This window comes from Candidatus Pantoea gossypiicola (genome assembly GCF_008632075.1).
Taxonomy (GTDB): Bacteria; Pseudomonadota; Gammaproteobacteria; order Enterobacterales; family Enterobacteriaceae; genus Pantoea; species Pantoea gossypiicola.
Genome location: NZ_VWVM01000002.1, coordinates 375,420 through 392,338, shown reverse-complemented (window position 1 = coordinate 392,338; position 16,919 = coordinate 375,420). Strand labels below are relative to the sequence as shown.

General features: G+C 53.7%; 17 protein-coding genes and 4 tRNA genes. 15 read left to right on the top strand and 6 right to left on the bottom strand.

Going from position 1 to position 16,919, the window contains the following annotated elements:
• Positions 1–2: 2 nt before the first annotated feature.
• Positions 3–716, bottom strand: coding sequence for a pyrimidine utilization protein B (rutB, locus tag F3I20_RS04185; RefSeq protein WP_033732201.1), 714 nt, complete (start codon positions 714–716; stop codon positions 3–5).
• Complete coding sequence (gene rutA / locus F3I20_RS04180) at positions 716–1,807, bottom strand: pyrimidine utilization protein A (RefSeq protein ID WP_150037732.1); 1,092 nt, start codon at positions 1,805–1,807, stop codon at positions 716–718. The genes rutB and rutA overlap by 1 nt, the downstream gene beginning before the upstream one ends.
• A gap of 306 nt (positions 1,808–2,113) precedes the next feature.
• Here rutA and rutR point away from each other — a divergent pair, with 306 nt between their 5' ends.
• Positions 2,114–2,749 (top strand): HTH-type transcriptional regulator RutR, encoded by a 636-nt coding sequence (gene rutR / locus F3I20_RS04175; protein ID WP_033732203.1) that lies wholly within the window; start codon positions 2,114–2,116, stop codon positions 2,747–2,749.
• A gap of 38 nt (positions 2,750–2,787) precedes the next feature.
• Positions 2,788–3,762 (top strand): metal-dependent hydrolase, encoded by a 975-nt coding sequence (locus F3I20_RS04170; protein ID WP_150037733.1) that lies wholly within the window; start codon positions 2,788–2,790, stop codon positions 3,760–3,762.
• 45 nt (positions 3,763–3,807) lie between these two features.
• On the opposite strand, the gene cycA is transcribed toward F3I20_RS04170, so the two are convergent.
• Positions 3,808–5,202 (bottom strand): D-serine/D-alanine/glycine transporter, encoded by a 1,395-nt coding sequence (gene cycA / locus F3I20_RS04165; RefSeq protein WP_150009811.1) that lies wholly within the window; start codon positions 5,200–5,202, stop codon positions 3,808–3,810.
• 286 nt (positions 5,203–5,488) lie between these two features.
• On the opposite strand from cycA, the gene F3I20_RS04160 reads away from it, so the two are divergent.
• The 3 genes from F3I20_RS04160 (at position 5,489) to F3I20_RS04150 (ending at position 8,810) form a co-directional block, all read left to right on the top strand.
• The gene (locus F3I20_RS04160) at positions 5,489–6,184 is read left to right on the top strand and encodes an extensin-like domain-containing protein (RefSeq protein WP_150037734.1); all 696 of its coding nucleotides are present in this window, start codon (positions 5,489–5,491) and stop codon (positions 6,182–6,184) included.
• Between the two features lie 1,169 nt (positions 6,185–7,353).
• Complete coding sequence (locus F3I20_RS04155; protein WP_150037735.1) at positions 7,354–8,076, top strand: autoinducer binding domain-containing protein; 723 nt, start codon at positions 7,354–7,356, stop codon at positions 8,074–8,076.
• A 122-nt stretch (positions 8,077–8,198) separates the two neighbouring features.
• Entirely contained in the window at positions 8,199–8,810 is a 612-nt protein-coding gene (locus F3I20_RS04150) for an acyl-homoserine-lactone synthase (RefSeq protein ID WP_150037736.1), read from the top strand.
• A gap of 33 nt (positions 8,811–8,843) precedes the next feature.
• Here F3I20_RS04150 and F3I20_RS04145 read toward each other — a convergent pair whose 3' ends face one another.
• Positions 8,844–9,068 carry a DUF2594 family protein gene (locus F3I20_RS04145; protein WP_003849983.1) on the bottom strand — a complete coding sequence of 75 codons (225 nt, stop codon included), beginning with the start codon at positions 9,066–9,068 and terminating at the stop codon, positions 8,844–8,846.
• Between the two features lie 431 nt (positions 9,069–9,499).
• Here F3I20_RS04145 and uvrY point away from each other — a divergent pair, with 431 nt between their 5' ends.
• The 6 genes from uvrY to F3I20_RS04115 all read left to right on the top strand — a co-directional run bounded on the left by uvrY (position 9,500) and on the right by F3I20_RS04115 (position 13,041).
• Positions 9,500–10,159, top strand: a complete 660-nt coding sequence (gene uvrY / locus F3I20_RS04140) for a UvrY/SirA/GacA family response regulator transcription factor (protein ID WP_150009805.1) — start codon at positions 9,500–9,502, stop codon at positions 10,157–10,159.
• Positions 10,152–11,984, top strand: coding sequence for an excinuclease ABC subunit UvrC (uvrC, locus tag F3I20_RS04135; protein WP_150009803.1), 1,833 nt, complete (start codon positions 10,152–10,154; stop codon positions 11,982–11,984). The genes uvrY and uvrC overlap by 8 nt, the downstream gene beginning before the upstream one ends.
• 69 nt (positions 11,985–12,053) lie before the next feature.
• Complete coding sequence (pgsA, locus tag F3I20_RS04130; RefSeq protein ID WP_150009801.1) at positions 12,054–12,602, top strand: CDP-diacylglycerol--glycerol-3-phosphate 3-phosphatidyltransferase; 549 nt, start codon at positions 12,054–12,056, stop codon at positions 12,600–12,602.
• A gap of 152 nt (positions 12,603–12,754) precedes the next feature.
• Positions 12,755–12,830: transfer RNA gene (locus F3I20_RS04125), tRNA-Gly, on the top strand.
• 40 nt (positions 12,831–12,870) lie between these two features.
• Positions 12,871–12,944: transfer RNA gene (locus F3I20_RS04120), tRNA-Cys, on the top strand.
• 10 nt (positions 12,945–12,954) lie between these two features.
• A tRNA-Leu gene (locus F3I20_RS04115) sits at positions 12,955–13,041 on the top strand.
• Between the two features lie 133 nt (positions 13,042–13,174).
• On the opposite strand, the gene F3I20_RS04110 is transcribed toward F3I20_RS04115, so the two are convergent.
• Complete coding sequence (locus tag F3I20_RS04110) at positions 13,175–13,432, bottom strand: hypothetical protein (protein ID WP_150009799.1); 258 nt, start codon at positions 13,430–13,432, stop codon at positions 13,175–13,177.
• Between the two features lie 209 nt (positions 13,433–13,641).
• Between F3I20_RS04110 and F3I20_RS04105 the strand changes: the two genes are divergently transcribed.
• The 4 genes from F3I20_RS04105 (at position 13,642) to F3I20_RS04095 (ending at position 15,315) form a co-directional block, all read left to right on the top strand.
• A tRNA-Lys gene (locus F3I20_RS04105) sits at positions 13,642–13,717 on the top strand.
• Between the two features lie 161 nt (positions 13,718–13,878).
• Entirely contained in the window at positions 13,879–14,724 is an 846-nt protein-coding gene (locus F3I20_RS04100; RefSeq protein WP_150037737.1) for a substrate-binding domain-containing protein, read from the top strand.
• Positions 14,702–14,872 (top strand): hypothetical protein, encoded by a 171-nt coding sequence (locus tag F3I20_RS23855; protein WP_190286145.1) that lies wholly within the window; start codon positions 14,702–14,704, stop codon positions 14,870–14,872. The genes F3I20_RS04100 and F3I20_RS23855 overlap by 23 nt, the downstream gene beginning before the upstream one ends.
• Before the next feature lie 242 nt (positions 14,873–15,114).
• Positions 15,115–15,315 carry a DUF6404 family protein gene (locus tag F3I20_RS04095; protein ID WP_010246478.1) on the top strand — a complete coding sequence of 67 codons (201 nt, stop codon included), beginning with the start codon at positions 15,115–15,117 and terminating at the stop codon, positions 15,313–15,315.
• A 35-nt stretch (positions 15,316–15,350) separates the two neighbouring features.
• Here the strand turns inward: F3I20_RS04095 and F3I20_RS04090 are convergent, their stop codons facing one another.
• On the bottom strand, positions 15,351–16,856 hold the full coding sequence (locus F3I20_RS04090) for a SulP family inorganic anion transporter (RefSeq protein ID WP_190286144.1): 1,506 nt from the start codon (positions 16,854–16,856) through the stop codon (positions 15,351–15,353).
• Positions 16,857–16,919: the final 63 nt, after the last annotated feature.

The following is a 16,919-nucleotide window of genomic DNA, read 5'->3' as shown; positions in this document are numbered from 1 at the left end:
GGTTAGCGGGCATTCAGGCTTTCGCAGAAGGTATCGACATCCGATACCCAGCCAAAAAAGGTTTCAATATTGAACAGCGCCGCCTGCTGAGCAAAGGGCGGGCCAGCCTGATAGGTGGCGTCTTCCAGCACCACGCCGAAGTACTCCAGAAAGAAGCCGTCACGCAGCGTCGATTCCACACAGACATTGGTGGCGATGCCGGTGAAAATCAGATGACGGATCCCGCGACTGCGCAGCATGCTGTCGAGCGGCGTGTTATAGAAGCCGCTGTAACGCGATTTTGGCAGCACGATGTCACCGGCTTGTGGCACCAGCTCATCGACCAGCGCATAATCCCAGCCGCCTTTTGACAGCAGCGAGCCCTGCAGTTCGGGCCGTTTACGCATGGTTTTCAGCGCATTCGATTTGTGAAAGTTGGGGGAACCGGCATCTCCGGCTTCAACGTAGTCACTGTCCCAGCCGTTCTGGAACCAGATGATCTGCACGCCGGCCGCACGCGCCGCCGTCACCGCCTGGTGGATCTTCGCAATCACTGGTTTCGTTGCGGAAACATCAAAGCCCGCCAGGTCGAGGTAGCCCCCTTCAGTGGCATAGGCGTTCTGCATATCCACGACAATCAGCGCCGTCTGGCCTGGCGGAAAAGCGATCGGCTCCGGACGAGCAGGCAGTTCAACCTGCGGAACATCCGGCGTGTGGGCGCAGTAAACAGTATTCATCATGCCACCTCCTTCTGTGCGTCCAGCAGGGCGCTGCGACAGCTCATCAGCGGCTGGATGTGTTGTCCGAAGTTCTCAATACCTTGCAGGAAATCATCAAAGGTCAGCAGCACACCGTGAGTGCCTTCAACCTGCGCCACTTCATCCAGCATCCGCGCGACGCTGGCGTATGACCCCACCAGGGTACCCATATTGATGTTGACGGCCGAGGTCGGGTCTGCCATCTGGCGCACATTGGTGTCGCTGCCTGATTTGGTATCCTGTTGACTCTGGGTAGTGAGCCACGAGAGCGCCTCTTCGTCTGCACCAGCTTTGTAGTGTTCCCACTTAGCCCGCGCTTCTTCATCTGTTTCGGCGGCAATAATCATAAACAGCACGTAAGAGCCGACATTGCGGCCCGCTTTTTCTGCGGCCTGCTTCATGCGAATCGAAGTCGAACTGAACGCAGCAGGCGTGTTAACCCCTTTGCCGAAGCAGAAGTTGTAATCGGCGTGCTGAGCGGAGAAGGCCATACCGGCATCGCTCTGTCCGGCGCAGATCACCTTCATCGGACGCTGCGGCTGTGGACTGACGCGGCAGTCATTCATCGTGAAGAACTCACCTTTGAAGTCCGATTTTCCGGTGCCCCACAGGTCGCGCAGCACGGTAACGTACTCGGTCAGATAAGAATAACGGCTGCCGAAGTACTCATCGCCCGGCCACATCCCCATCTGCTCATATTCAGGTTTCTGCCAGCCGGTCACCAGATTAACGCCGAAACGACCGCCTGAAATGGAATCAATCGTGGATGCCATGCGCGCCACGATCGCTGGAGGCAGCGTCAGGGTGGCAGCGGTGGCGTAGATTTCGATGCGTGAGGTGACGGCCGCCAGGCCTGCCATCAGGGTGAATGACTCCAGGTTATGATCCCAGAACTCTGTTTTTCCGCCGAAGCCGCGCAGTTTGATCATCGAGAGCGCAAAGTCGAAGTGGTAATGCTCTGCTTTCAGCACGATGGCTTTGTTCAGTTCAAAGGTCGGCATGTACTGCGGCGCGTTGGACGAAATCAGCCAGCCATTGTTACCAATCGGAATAAAGACGCCTATCTTCATGTGAAACCTCGTTGCGATGGGGGAAAGGTGTTTCACGCGCTGCACTGCATCCTGCTACATCCGTATAAGCTGCGCTCAGTCACAATTGTGCAAATGGTGTGCCACATTTTTTATTCTTATAAATAACAAATAGTTAAAATTAACCCGAAAGAGGTAAGTAGAGTAACTGGTCCATTTCGGACCATCTGGTCAAAATTCACTGCACGTTTTGCATGCAGGCTGAGCAAAAAAGGTGCAGGGCGCGGATTGGGCAGCGACTCATCCCTTTGCTATGATGCGCTGACACCAGAAGGATGAGGTAAACGTGTGAATAGCGATGAAAAAAAGCCAACGCGTCGTTCGCGTGCGGTGGCAGCGAAGCGGGCTGCCATACTGGAAGCGGCGTTAACCTTCTTCTCACAGTTTGGCATTCACGGTACCAGCCTCGATAAAGTGGCCGAACGGGCCGATGTCTCTAAAACTAATCTGCTCTACTATTTTCCCTCAAAAGAAGTGCTCTATGTGGCGGTGCTTAAACAGATTCTGGATGTCTGGCTGGCACCCTTGCGCGCGCTGGCGCACGATCAGGATCCGCTGGTGGCCATACGGCGTTATATCCGGCTAAAGCTGGAAGTATCGCGCGATCATCCGCAGGCTTCCCGGCTGTTCTGCCTGGAGATGCTGCAGGGCGCACCCTTACTGAAAGGAGAACTGGCGGGCGATCTCAAACAACTGGTGGATGACAAAGCGGCTATTATTGAACGCTGGATTGATGAAGGACGGCTGGCGGGCGTACAGCCACAGCACCTGATCTTTATGCTGTGGGCCACCACGCAACATTACGCCGACTTTGCCACCCAGGTTGAGGCCGTGACTGGTCAGACGCTCAGCGATCCGGCGTTTTTCGATCAGACCGTCGAAAACGTCCAGCGCATGATCATTGAAGGAATTCGCGTACGCTAATTCAGGACACATTCACAATTCGGTGACGGAGTGAATCAATGGATTCTGTTTCGCAGTTAGTGTTGGGTGCTTCGGTCAGTGTGGCGGTGATGGGACGTCGGGTGCCGATCTGGCAGGCTGCGCTGGTGGGTGGCGTCTGCGGCACCTTACCCGATCTGGATGTGTTTATTGACCATGGCGATGCGATACGCAACATGACCCTGCATCGTACGGAAACACATGCGCTGCTCTGGCTTACGCTGATCTCCCCTCTGATGGCATGGGGGATTGCAGGACTTTTTCGTCAGCGGGTGAAGTGGGCGGTGTGGTGGCCCGCGGTCTGGCTGGCGCTGATTACTCATCCGCTGCTTGATTTAATGACGGTGTATGGGACCCAGCTTGGCCTGCCGATCACCGATTATCCTTATGCCATTGGCAGTATCTACATCGTCGATCCCTTCTATACGCTGCCGTTGCTGATAGGGCTGGGTGTCGCGCTGTGGCGTCGTGGTGACAGAGGCATGCGCGGGAACCGGATCGGGCTGGCGCTGAGTACGCTTTATCTGGTCTGGAGTGTGGTCATTCAGGGCATGGCAGGCTGGCAGATTCGTGATTCGCTGACGGCGCAGGGCATTGCGGCCAATAAAGTCCTGGTGACACCTACGGCCTTTAATACGCTGGTCTGGCGCAGCGTAATTATGACGGCGGATCGCTATGGCGAAGCTTACTGGTCACTGTTGTCGCCCTCGCGTCCGCTGCAGGTCACGTGGTATCCACGTCACCCTGAACTGTTCGACGCCTTCCGGGGCAGCGGGTATGCAGAACGTGTCGCCTGGTTCAGCCACGGCTTCTACGCTTTGCGTGAGCAGGATGGGCAGACCACGATAGCCGACCTGCGCATGGGCGAAGGCGATAACTCTACTTTCACCTTTGGCCTGGGCACGCCGCAGCAGCCCGATCCCCGGCCGCAGCGCTTACCTTATGAACGCCCCACGTTGTCCGCCATTTTCTCTGCGCTGGGTGAACGCCTGTAAAAAAAGCCCGGTCAGGGGACCGGGCTTTTAACATGCCGTCAGCGATTAACGGCTGCGGCGATGACGCAACGTCCAGCCCACACCCAGCAGCACAAACCAGAGAGGCGTGACCATCAGCGCCTGGCGCGTATCTTCCTGCAGCGTCAGCAGCACCAGCACAAATGCAAAGAAGGCCATGCAGACCCAGCACATAAATTTGCCCAGTGGCATCTTAAAGGCCGATCTGGCATGGCGCTCAGGATGCTTTTTACGGTAAGCCAGATAGCTGCACAGAATGATGGTCCAGACGAACATAAACAGAATGGCTGAAACGGTGGTCACCAGCGTAAAGACCTTCATCACATCCGGGATCAGGTAGATCAACGCCACACCGAGCAGCAGACACAGGCAGGAGAAGAACAGGCCGGTAGTCGGGACCGCACGGGCAGAGAGACGGCCAAACGCGCGGCTCGCGACGCCTTGCTGCGACAGGCCATAGAGCATACGGCTGGTGGAGAAGATGCCGCTGTTGGCTGAAGAGGCGGCAGAGGTCAGCACGACAAAGTTAACGATACTCGCCGCAGCAGGCAGGCCAATCAGTACGAACATCTCGACAAACGGACTGCGGTCGGCCATCACCTGGGTCCACGGCGTCACCGCCATGATCACCATCAGCGCCAGCACATAAAACATGATGACCCGCAGTGGAATCGCGTTAATCGCGCGCGGTAAGACTCTATGTGGATCGTGGGTTTCAGCGGCTGCCGTTCCGACCAGTTCAATGCCGACAAAGGCAAACACCGCAATCTGGAATCCTGCAAAGAAGCCGCTGAGTCCTTTCGGGAACATCCCGCCGTGATCCCAGATGTTGCTCAGCGCCGCGGTGCCGCCACCGGGTGAAGGGTAGTGAATCGATACCAGCACAATCCCTGTGACGATCAGCGCGACAATGGCGACGATTTTGATTATCGCGAACCAGAACTCCAACTCACCAAACAGCTTAACCGTGGCGATGTTCAGCGCCAGAAAAACCACCACACAGAGCAGGGCGCTCATCCAGACTGAAAAGCCCGGGAACCAGAGCTGGAAATAGGCGCTGATGGCCACGACGTCGGCGATACCGGTGACTACCCAGCAGAACCAGTAAGTCCAGCCGGTAAAATAGCCCGCCCACGGTCCAAGCAGATCCGCGGCAAAATCACTGAAAGACTTGTATTCAAGGTTGGAAAGCAGCAGCTCTCCCATTGCGCGCATCACGAAGAACAGCATGAAGCCGATGATCATATAGACGAAAATGATCGAGGGACCAGCCAGACTAATGGTTTTACCGGAACCCATAAACAGGCCGGTACCGATAGCACCCCCTATGGCAATCAGCTGAATATGGCGATTATGCAGGTTGCGCTGTAGCTTGTCGGGCGCGTCGTGCGCGCGTGCGGTTTCTTTAGATTGGTCGACCATAGAATTGTCTTTCCTGTCTTGATGTTGTGTCAGCTCTGCTGGCTGTTAGTAAACGCGTCTGCCCGAGAGGCAAGTGGGCATAAGATAGAGGAAGAGGGCCGGAATCGGGTAACGCTTTTTTATCAATTGTGAAGCCTGATGCTCCGCAAGTCGTAATAACGGGCAGTTTCGTTCAATCCTGCGTCAGTCTGGGTAATTATTCATCACGTTATGTCAGGCAGACGGCGTGAAGCGGAATGTGCTTCTACACTTTTTAGTTATTAATCATTATGCTGCAAAGGGAATTATGCGCACGCTTATCCTGTTTCTGCTGTTAATTGCGCTGGGATGGGTCAGCTTACCCTGGCTTAAGCAGCATCTCCCGCCCCAGTTCAATCCTTTTATACCGCTCTCCGTCACCGATCCTCCAGGCTGGATGACGCAGATAAAGATGAAAAGGCTGGCCCAGGATCCCGACGAATGTCTGGCGGTGATGCGTCGTGCCCAACAGGCGGGATGGGTCAGTTTCAGCGAACGTCCGGCCGTCACGGGCAACTGTCCGATCAGCCATCCACTGCGAATTCAGAAATTTGGTCCGGTCAGCCTCAGCAGCAGCTTTCTCGCCAGCTGTCCAATGGCCGTCGCCAGCACCATGTATGCCCTGCGCAGCCGGGAACAGATTGCCCGGGACATGCACAGTCCACTGGTACGAATTACCCATGTCGGCAGCTATGCCTGTCGTAATATTTATCATCGCGCAGAGGGGCGGCTTAGTGAGCATGCCACCGCCGATGCCTGGGATGTGACCGGCTTCCAGCTGGCTGATGGCCAGCGGCTTGAGGTCAGTCGTCACTGGCAACAGCCAGAAGATAAAGCGGCCATGCTGCACACGCTGTGGCGTGGCGGCTGTGACGTATTCGGCAATGCGCTGGGGCCGGACTTCAACGCTGCTCACGCCTCACATTTTCATCTGGGTATGCGTGGCGCGGGCTACTGCCGATAAATCATCAGGCAGGATTAAGACCGTGTTTGATTAAGAATAAAACTGCCGGTAAGGGAAAAACCAAACCAGTTATCATTGCCAGCGCAGACATACCTGACAATCAGCAGCAATAAATCAGGCGGCCGATCGGGCAGGCTTTTTCAGGGCCATGAGTTACAACAGAAAATTGCCCATAAATGCAATCAGCGGTAAAGTTTCGCCGTCTTATCCGAACAGGGCGAGCAGCATCTGGATGAAATTAATTCACGATGCTGCAAAGTGAATTAGGGGAAATTAACTGCATCGATAAAGTGTGCAGCATCAAATAACGATAGGGGATTTTCCCTTTGAGTTTTTCAGTGATTGAGTTGTGTGACTAACGGTATAGTGATTTTCATGACTAACATAGCGTCAGCGTTGAGCGTACTGTTGCCATAACGTACTATCGGCATAAATAGTGATCTGTGCCACGTATTATGTTAAGGCAGGAGACAGATAAAGCTGATTTCCTTTAATGCGCTGCTTTCGGCTCAGATTATTCGCAGTCAAAAAGATTGTTTAAGGGCTGAGCGGGTCAATTTGTGCGGTAGTCATTGCAGCCGGGCAGAATATTCTTATCAAACAACTCTTCGCTATGCCTGTCAGACAGCTAAGGAAAAGGGAGCAGAATCAGCATCGAGAGGCGGCAGATGTAGTCTGCGCACCTGTTACCTTTTTCGGTTAGAGAGGCGTGTGCTTCCATACAGAGGGACTGATAGCAGGAATGGGGCATCGCCTGGCGAGCAGAGCTTATTTCCTGATAAAAAATATGTCAGCAGTTTTCGACTGCCGCTTCGCTTATTGGGACGCAATTAACGCCTTGTTTACGCATTATTTACTCAACATCCCGTAGACCGATTCAATATTCCCGGCAGCTTTTCAAAGCTGAGATAAAATTGATTCATTGCCAGGGATTGAATTTCTATCAGAAAAATCTTATTCTTCTGGGGTGATTGAAATTGCTGCGGCCGGCCTCACATTACAGGGGGAGGGCATTTTTTCACTGCGCCATAACGGTGAATGGCATTATGCGCTGTATAGGGTGAGGGTTCACCTCAACGATAAATTAATTTTTTACTATTAATTAAATTTATCCGATGAATCCGAATGAATAATACCGGAAGGGCGAGTGAAATTAACGCTGAGGCAATATGAGTACTGAAAACTATTTCGCCTGGCGAAGTGAGGTGAAAGAAAAATTTCAGGCATTAACGGCTTCTTCTGAATTGAAGACGTTATTGCAACAGTTTACTGAATCATTAGGCTTCGATTATTTTGCCTTTTTGATTCAGCATCCGGTGCCATTTACCCGGCCGCGTATTCATTTACATAGCACCTATCCCAAATTATGGGTTAAACGTTATGAGAAGCAGAATTATTACGCTGTCGATCCGGTGCTCACATTGTGTCAGCGACCGGGCAGAGGGATGGCCTGGATAGAAGAACAGTTCGCTGACGCCGGCAATCTTTGGCATGAGGCGAGAGAATATGGGCTGCAGAGCGGATTTTCTTGCTCCGCAATGGCACCAAATCGCGTCATTGGTATATTATCTATATCGTCGCAACAGCCCATTTCTGTCCAGCTCCGCCATGCTGAGCTGGAGGTGAAACTACACCTTTTAGCGGAACTAAGCCTGGATACGCTGGAACGCTTTAGCGATGATGCAATGATGGTACTAAAAGAAGCGTTTAGTCAGCGCGAGCTGGAAATTATGAAATGGACAGCCGAAGGAAAAACGGCGGTCGAAATTTCACTAATTTTATCCATCTCTGAACATACCGTTAACTTTCACCAAAAAAATATGCAAAAGCGTTTCAATGTTTCCAATAAAACGCAGATTGCCTGCTACGCAGCGGCAATCGGACTGATTTGAACATAACACAACTGCTACATTTGGCAGTTCCTTTGTACAGGTCTGTTGTCTACCCTGCGCCGGGGCTTTGCCGGGCTGGCGCAAAGAAATCATTGCAAACATGGGGATGTCAGAGGCGTATGATGAAAATAGTGCAAACGCAATTAAAGGATATGCCATCCTCTTTGCTTGCCGAACTCGGCAGCTACCGTTATAGCGTTTTTGCGCGCGGCGAAGGGTGGTCAATACCCCCACGCCTGAGCACGCCAGGACAGGAATATGATCGCTACGATCGTTCAGATGTCACCTGGCTAATCGCATGGAATGTGCGCGAGGGCATTAGTGGCTGCGCGCGTCTGATGCCCTGGTTCGAACCTGAGCAGAGTGAGGGCATTGTGCTGCCTTTCAGCCATGAAAAAGTGTGGGAGATGTCGCGCTTCTCAGCACGGCTGGAAGTCGATGCTGAACTGCCGCTGAATATTCTCTGGCACGCGGTACAGCTGGCAGAGCTGAACGGCATGGAGTACATCATCAGTTCGGCAACGCCGATGCTGGAGAAGATGTTTGAGGAGCATGGCGTGGTATATGAGCCGCTGACGCCCGGACTCATTCTGTCAGAAGATAATCTGTTTGCGATCCGTATTCCGGTGGTTCAACCCACTCTGGCAGAGAAATATCGGGGAACACGTCGTTTCAGCCCGGAAGAGGTGCTGCCAACGCTGGGCGTTTCAGTTAACTGGCAGGCACACAGTTAGCGTATTTGCCCCCGCTGCTGGGGGCAAAAAAGCTTACTGACGGTAGGCTGTTTTGATCTGTTTGATGGTATTGCTGAACACTTCCGCCTGAGGCTTGTCGCCCAGCGTCTGCACATAGCGTTCCATGTTAATAATCACTTTTCCGGCATCAGCCTGTCCCATACCTTTCAGAATCAGGGTGATCATCATCTTCAGACCCGCAATTTCATCCGCTAATTTCCGGGCTTCCTGGGAAGTTGCAAAATCTTCATCGCTCATGCGTTTCTCCTTGGTGAATGACAACGTGTCGGCAATCTGTCCGAGCAGCAGTGCGTGAGTATATCACAGAGGCAGTAAGTTGCTGAGACGGCCGCTTCGTTTCGTCCGGAAAGGCTGGTTTGTCCAGTACAACTAATCAATCGCTGAAAGTAATCACAAGCTTCATCGGCTCAGCAGTCGCGAGGATGCACGGCACTAAACCCTGAGGCGAGACGGTGATAATGCACTGAAAAAACTATCATTTGATGGTTTTTTTGCCATCCGGTCTCAGTTAATAACCGTCCATCAATCTCGTCTGGATGAACCTGGCAGCAATGATGTAACACTTACACTGTTTTGCTTTGTTGATGTGCTTTTGAGGTAAAAGCGGGTATGATTAACGCCTGAAATCGTGAATTACTTCTTCTTTTTTAGCCTCTGGAGTTTCCCCGTTGATCAGTGTGCTTCTTGTTGATGACCATGAACTTGTCCGCGCGGGTATCCGTCGCATCCTGGAGGATGTGAAAGGCCTGGCTGTGGTCGGAGAGGTCAACTGTGGTGAGGATGCCGCCAGATGGTGCCGTACCAATCAGGTTGATGTGGTCCTCATGGACATGAACATGCCGGGGATCGGCGGACTGGAGGCGACGCGCAAAATCGTGCGTTATAATCCCGATATCAAAATTATCATGCTGACTATTCACACGGAAAATCCGCTGCCTGCTAAGGTTATGCAGGCGGGTGCAGCAGGCTACCTCAGTAAAGGTGCTGCGCCACAGGAAGTGATTAACGCGATTCGCTCAGTGAATGCCGGTCAGCGCTACATCGCGTCAGACATTGCTCAGCAGATGGCGCTGAGCCAGATTGAGCCGCAAAAAGCGGAATCGCCCTTTAGCTGTTTGTCGGAAAGGGAATTGCAGATTATGCTGATGATCACCCGAGGACAAAAGGTGACGGAAATTTCCGAGCAGTTAAATCTCAGTCCTAAAACCGTTAACAGCTACCGTTACCGGATGTTCAGTAAGCTGAATATCAGTGGCGACGTAGAGTTAACGCATCTGGCCATTCGACATGGCCTCTATAATGCGGAGCCGTTAATCAGTAGTGAATGACGTTTTTGATTCCAGAGCCTTTCTGAGTACGGTAACCAGCAAACCCGGTGTTTACCGCATGTATGACGCCTCAGGCACCGTCATCTATGTGGGCAAAGCCAAAGACCTGAAGAAGCGTCTCACCAGCTACTTCCGCACCCAGGTCGGCAGCCGCAAAACCGAAGCGCTGGTCAGCAATATCCAGCACATCGATGTCACCGTTACCCACACCGAAACCGAAGCGCTGCTGCTTGAGCATAACTACATCAAGCTCTATCAGCCGCGCTATAACGTACTGCTGCGCGACGATAAATCGTATCCCTACATTTTTCTTAGCAGTGATACCCATCCGCGGCTGGCGATGCACCGTGGCGCAAAGCATGCCAAAGGTGAATACTTTGGCCCGTTTCCAAATGGTTATGCGGTGCGCGAAACGCTGGGCCTGCTGCAAAAAGTCTTTCCTATCCGCCAGTGTGAAAATAGCGTTTACCGCAATCGCTCCCGGCCCTGTCTGCAATATCAGATTGGTCGCTGTCTTGGTCCCTGTGTCGCGGGCCTGGTCAGTGAAGAGGAGTATGCGCAGCAGACTGATTACGTGCGCCTGTTTTTAGCCGGTAAAGACGATCAGGTTCTCAATCAGCTGGTCAAACGCATGGAAGAAGCAAGCATTGGGCTGCGCTTCGAGGAAGCAGCACGGCTGCGGGATCAGATTCAGGCCGTACGCCGCATCACCGAAAAGCAGTTTGTTTCCAATCAGGGTGATGATCTGGATGTGATGGGTGTAGCTTATGAAGCGGGCATGGCCTGTCTTCACGTGCTGTTTATCCGTCAGGGTAAAGTATTAGGCAGCCGCAGCTACTTCCCGAAAGTGCCGGTAGATACCGATCTTGCCGAAGTGGTTCAGACCTTTGTCGGGCAGTTTTATCTGCAGGGCAGCGAGGCACGCACGCTGCCGGGTGATATTCTGCTGGACTTTACCTTGCCGGAGCGCGAACTGCTGGCGGAGTCGCTCAGTGCACTGGCGGGACGCCGGGTGAATATCCAGAGCAAGCCGCGTGGCGATCGCGCCCGTTATCTTAAACTGGCGCGCACCAACGCCGCGACGGCATTAACCACGCGTCTGTCTCAGCACTCCACGATTCATCAGCGGCTGATGGCACTGGCGGAGTTCCTTGAGCTCGACCGGATCACGCGCATGGAGTGTTTCGATATCAGCCACACCATGGGTGAGCAGACCATCGCATCCTGTGTGGTGTTTGACCAGAACGGTCCGCTGCGTGCTGACTATCGTCGCTATAATATCACCGGCATTACGCCGGGCGATGATTACGCTGCCATGAATCAGGTGTTACGACGCCGGTATGGTAAGGCGATTGAAGAAGATAAAATCCCGGATGTGATTCTGATCGATGGCGGTAAAGGCCAGCTCTCTCAGGCAAAGCAGGTTTTCGCAGAGCTGGATGTGCCGTGGGATAAAAACCGGCCCATTTTACTCGGCGTTGCGAAAGGCAGCGATCGTAAAGCCGGACTGGAGACGCTGTTCTTTGAGGCGGAAGGTGAGGGCGTTTCGCTGCCACCGGATTCGCCCGCGCTGCATGTGATCCAGCACATTCGTGACGACGCTCACAATCATGCTATTTCGGGCCACCGTAAAAAACGGGCTAAAGTAAAGAATACCAGTGCACTGGAGAGCATCGAAGGGGTGGGGCCAAAACGACGTCAGCAACTGCTCAAGTACATGGGGGGCCTGCAACCGCTGATGAATGCGTCGGTAGAGGAGATCGCCAATGTACCGGGTATCTCACACGCGCTGGCAGAAAAAATATACTACTCACTGAAACACTAGCATTGAAACGGGGGGGGCAATGTAGGAACATAGGCTAAATTTTACCTATATCCAGACAGTTACCGGCATATGCAATTAAACATCCCGACGTGTCTCACCCTGTTTCGAGTCGTGCTCATCCCGTTCTTTGTGCTGGCTTTCTATCTGCCGTTCACCTGGGCGCCGCTGGCTACCTCACTGATTTTCGTTTTTGCTGCCATCACTGACTGGTTTGATGGCTTTCTGGCGCGCCGCTGGAAGCAGACCACGCGCTTTGGTGCGTTTCTCGATCCAGTAGCGGATAAAGTGATGGTGGCGATTGCGTTGGTGCTGGTAGCGGAATATTTCCACGCCTGGTGGATCACGCTGCCCGCAGCCACCATGATTGCCCGCGAGATCATTATCTCCGCACTGCGTGAATGGATGGCGGAGATTGGCAAACGCAGCAGCGTGTCGGTTTCCTGGATTGGTAAAGTGAAAACCACCGCGCAGATGTTCTCACTGTTTGCCTTGCTGTGGCGACCTGATGCCACCGTTGTGGCGGTTGGCGTAGTCGCGTTATACATTGCTGCAGTGCTGACTTTCTGGTCTATGTTCCAGTATTTAAGCGCCGCGCGCGGCGATCTGCTCGAACCGTGATCGATACGATTTAAAAAGCAGCAAACGGACGCGCTGTGAGGATAATTTTATTGACTCATTGCGTCATCTAAGTAGAATGCAACGCATCGAACGGCAGCCAGGCTGCCAGAAGATAAATAAAATCAGCAGGTTCGACGAAATTGCTGAAAATTGCGGGAATAGCTCAGTTGGTAGAGCACGACCTTGCCAAGGTCGGGGTCGCGAGTTCGAGTCTCGTTTCCCGCTCCAGATTCGCAGGTCAGGTTAACCTGACGGCACATGAGTTTAAGGCGCGTTGGCAGAGTGGCTATGCAGCGGATTGCAAATCCGTGTACCTCGGTTCGACTCCGGGACGCGCCTCCAGTTACACCCTGCCCGGGTGGTGAAATCGGTAGACACAAGGGATTTAAAATCCCTCGATCGTAAGGTCGTGCGGGTTCAAGTCCCGCCCCGGGCACCATATTTCTGCCGCAGAAAAAAGAATAAAACAAAGTAATATGCAGTAATGTCGTAACCGCCCAAGGGCGGTTTTTTTGTGCCTGTTATCTGGCATGACGGCAACGAAAAGATCCGACTGGCGGTATCAACCGCCGTCAGCCGCGGGAGCTGAACACCAGTTCATCCTCCGTATCACTTACCAGCACCATTCTTTGCGCCTCTCCACTGGACGAAACAAAGGTCACTTCATGCCCGATGCTTATAGCATCGAATACATCTGTTGGCTGTGACTGCTTCTGGATATCCAGAACCATTCGAGAGGCAAAGGGTTTATCATTGACCCTATCCAGACGATAGTTCGCGGTAAAGCTCAGTTCTGGCTGATCAACCACGTAGAATTGTCCTGAAGGCATAGTCTTGACCTCTATGTAGTGTTGGCCATACGTCCCGGTCGGGACAGGCTGCCTGAAATTTAAGATTAGCGGAATAATCAATGTCTGCAGGTGCCGGTACCTTGTTAATGGGGTTATGCAGCGATTCCTGAAAATACACGGCGCTTGCGCTTGTGAGTTCTGAAAGGAGGACTAATCTTGTTTACACAGTGCGCTGTCCTGGCAAACTTTCGGGCATGGTATAAAGGTATTACTGCAACTCTTAATGGGTTGACGATGCGGGTTCAATTCCTGCTGCCCGGTCCATCTCTCACCTCTTCTTGACGCCTGCTGCTCTGCCACCGCAAACCCATTTACATCTGATTTCACTCATTTTTGCGGCCTGCATCGAACTCTGTAATCTGTTGAAATACCCTGGCTTACCGTAAAGTGGGGGATTGTTTGTCGTCTCAGAGAAGTTAACGCCAATGAGTACACCTTCTATTCCTGTCTTAACGGAACCGGCTTTACCTCCAGTTATCGGCGTTGTCGCCAGCCAGCTGCTCAACCCCTGTCAACAGAAAATGCTAAATGAGGTAACGCGCCAGCTCAATGCGCGCGGGGTTATCACCGTGCTGCTGAATGCCGAAACCGACGTGGCACTGACTGCACTCATCCAGCAGGCGACATCCCTTGCGCTGCGGGGGTTGCTGCTGTTGCCCGGAAACAAGTCCATCAGTGCCTGCAATCTGCCGGTGCTGGAGATTGACGCTGAACCTGAATGGCAGGCGGATGCGCTGCGGGCGGGCGAAGCAACCGCAGCGTTACTGCTCGCGCAGGGGCATCAGCGGTTTGGCTTTTTGCAGAGCCAGCCCGGTGACAGGGCGCAAAAGCAGAGCTACTGCACCACATTACAGGCAGCGGGCATGAAGCTGGATGCAGAACTGACTGCTGGCGCTGGCGACCGTGACGGCGCTTATCAGGCGATGATGCAGTATCTGAAAAAGACCCGTGCCGCTGAGCGCATTCAGGCACTTTTCTGTGAAAGCGATCTGCTGGCGTTTGGTGCGATACAGGCAGTACGCGATTTTGGTCAGGGTACGCATCTGGCGGTGGCTGGATTCGGCGACAGTGAGGAAGCCCGCAGTCCGACCTGGCATCTGACCAGCTGGTCACCTGACATCAGACAGCTCATTGGCCGGGCGTTAGATCGCTGGCTGGGGCAGCAGGCAGAAAACAGCGGTGAAGAGGGGCAATTACAGCAGCGTCACTCCCATTCTGGCAAAGTTATACCGGGTGAGATGTCCGCCTGTGGCTGCGCCTTCCGGCATTAGCCAGCCTGCGACGCAGGCTGGCCTGAAACACATTATCCCTGCGGTTGACCTGCCGGGCCGACACCGCCCGGTGCACCAACTGGCTGCTGTCCGCCTGGTGGTGGTGGTGGGGCATCTCTGCCCGGCGGTGGTGGGGCACAAGCGGTGAGGGTAGCAAGAATAGCCAGCGTCGATAACAGATAAGCCGTACGTTTCATCGTAATTCCCTGATCAGGTAAGCGGAACGTAAAGTATAGAGAATCGCCAAAAAATCGCGCAGACAGCGTTGAGCGCCCGCTGCGTAGCGTAAATTAATGGCGATTATTTGAGACGCCTCTCAACTCCTGCAAGCCGGGAATGCGTTGCGGGCAGGAGCACGCTAAGGTAGCGCTTCATTTAAGAGGAGTCGTTATGAATGGCATGATGAAGTTCGTCCGCGGCTGGCTGGTGTTCTCTGTTCTGTGGGGCGTATTCATGTGGTTTATGTCATGGCAGCAGCAGGGCAAGGAGCCTGGTCTGGCGATTCTGACAAGTCTCTACGCCGGTTTAATCTATCAGGCGCTGATTACGATGGTGGGCCGTTATCGGGCGCGCCGACAACAGGCTGAGTAAATTCTGCTGCCGGAGAGGCAGCAGAACGTATCCTCTTAGCCGAAATTACCGGTCAGACGCTGATGGAAATCAGTACTGCGTGGATCCAGCCCCTCAATGGTCACCTCTGCACCATAACGCTGATAGCGATACTCAATGCCATCCAGTGCCGCAACGCTTGATGCATCCCAGATTTGTGCGTGGGTTAAATCGATCGTCACCTTTTTCGGGTCGTGGGCATAATCGAAATGCTCAAACAGATCGTTGCTGCTGGCAAAGAACAGCGGACCACGCACCACATAGCGCACTGACCTGCCATCGTCGCTCAGCTGGCGTTCCGCATGGATAACGTGCGCAATACGACGGGCAAAGAGCAGCATCGCGAGGAGCACCCCAGCCAGCACGCCCAGCGCCAGATTCCCTGTCCAGACCGTCACTGCCACTGTGAGCACCATAATCAGCGTCTCTGACCACGGCATACGTTTCAGGGTAGCGGGCTGCAGGCTATGCCAGTTAACGGTTTTCACCGCCACCACCATCATGATCCCAGCCAGCACCACCATCGGGATTTGCGCCATAATCCGGCTGAGCCCGGTCACCAGCAACAGCAGGACCAGGCCAGCGGCTACGGTGGAGACTCGGCTACGCGCCCGGCCCAGCTCAACGTTGACAATCGTCTGCCCTATCATCGCGCACCCGGCGATGCCGCCATAAAAACCGGCAAAGATATTTGCTACCCCAAGGCCCCAGGCTTCACGTCGCTTACTGGAGGGGGTATCGGTCAGGTCATCAACCAGTTTGGCGGTCAGCAGCGATTCCATCAGTCCGACAAAGGCGATGCTTAGTGCGGTGGGCCAGATAATCTGCAGGGTCTGCAAGTTAAGCGGCACCAGCAGACTGTTAAAACCGGGCAGGCCGGGGCTCATTGGCCCTTCATCGCCCACGTTCGGCATGCGATAGCCCATTAACAGTGCGACCGCAGTCACCACCACAATGGCGACCAGAGGAGAAGGAACACTCTTTAACAGGCGTGGTAGCAGCAGCACGATAGCCAGGGTGATGGCAAAGAAGCACCATACCAGGGATGGCTGCCCCCAGACGTGCGGCACCTGAGCAAAGAAAATGAGCACGCCGAGCGCATTCACAAATCCCAGCATGACCGATCGGGGGATATAGCGCATCATGCGCGCCAGACCCGCAACGCCAAACAGAATCTGAATCACGCCGCCCATCACCACTGCTGGCAGAATATATTCAACACCGTGCAGATGGACCATCGGCCCGATAACCAGCGCTACGGAACCTGCCGCTGCCGTGACCATTGCCGGACGACCACCCAGTATCGACAGTGTAAGACAGAGCACCACAGAGGCGACAAGGCTGACTTTAGGGTCAACCCCGGCAATAACGGAAAAGGAGATCACTTCGGGGATCAGCGCCAGCGCGGTAATCACACCGGCCAGGCATTCGCGGGTCAGCAGCGCAGGCGAACGCAGAACGCGCCCCACACTGATATCGCCCGTCACAACGTCGGTTGCGGCAACATCATTGGTTTGAGTCATAAAGTTTGCAGGCTCTTTAGTTGTTTTGCTCCCGCGCGAGGGGCGGGAAGATTTGGATAATGG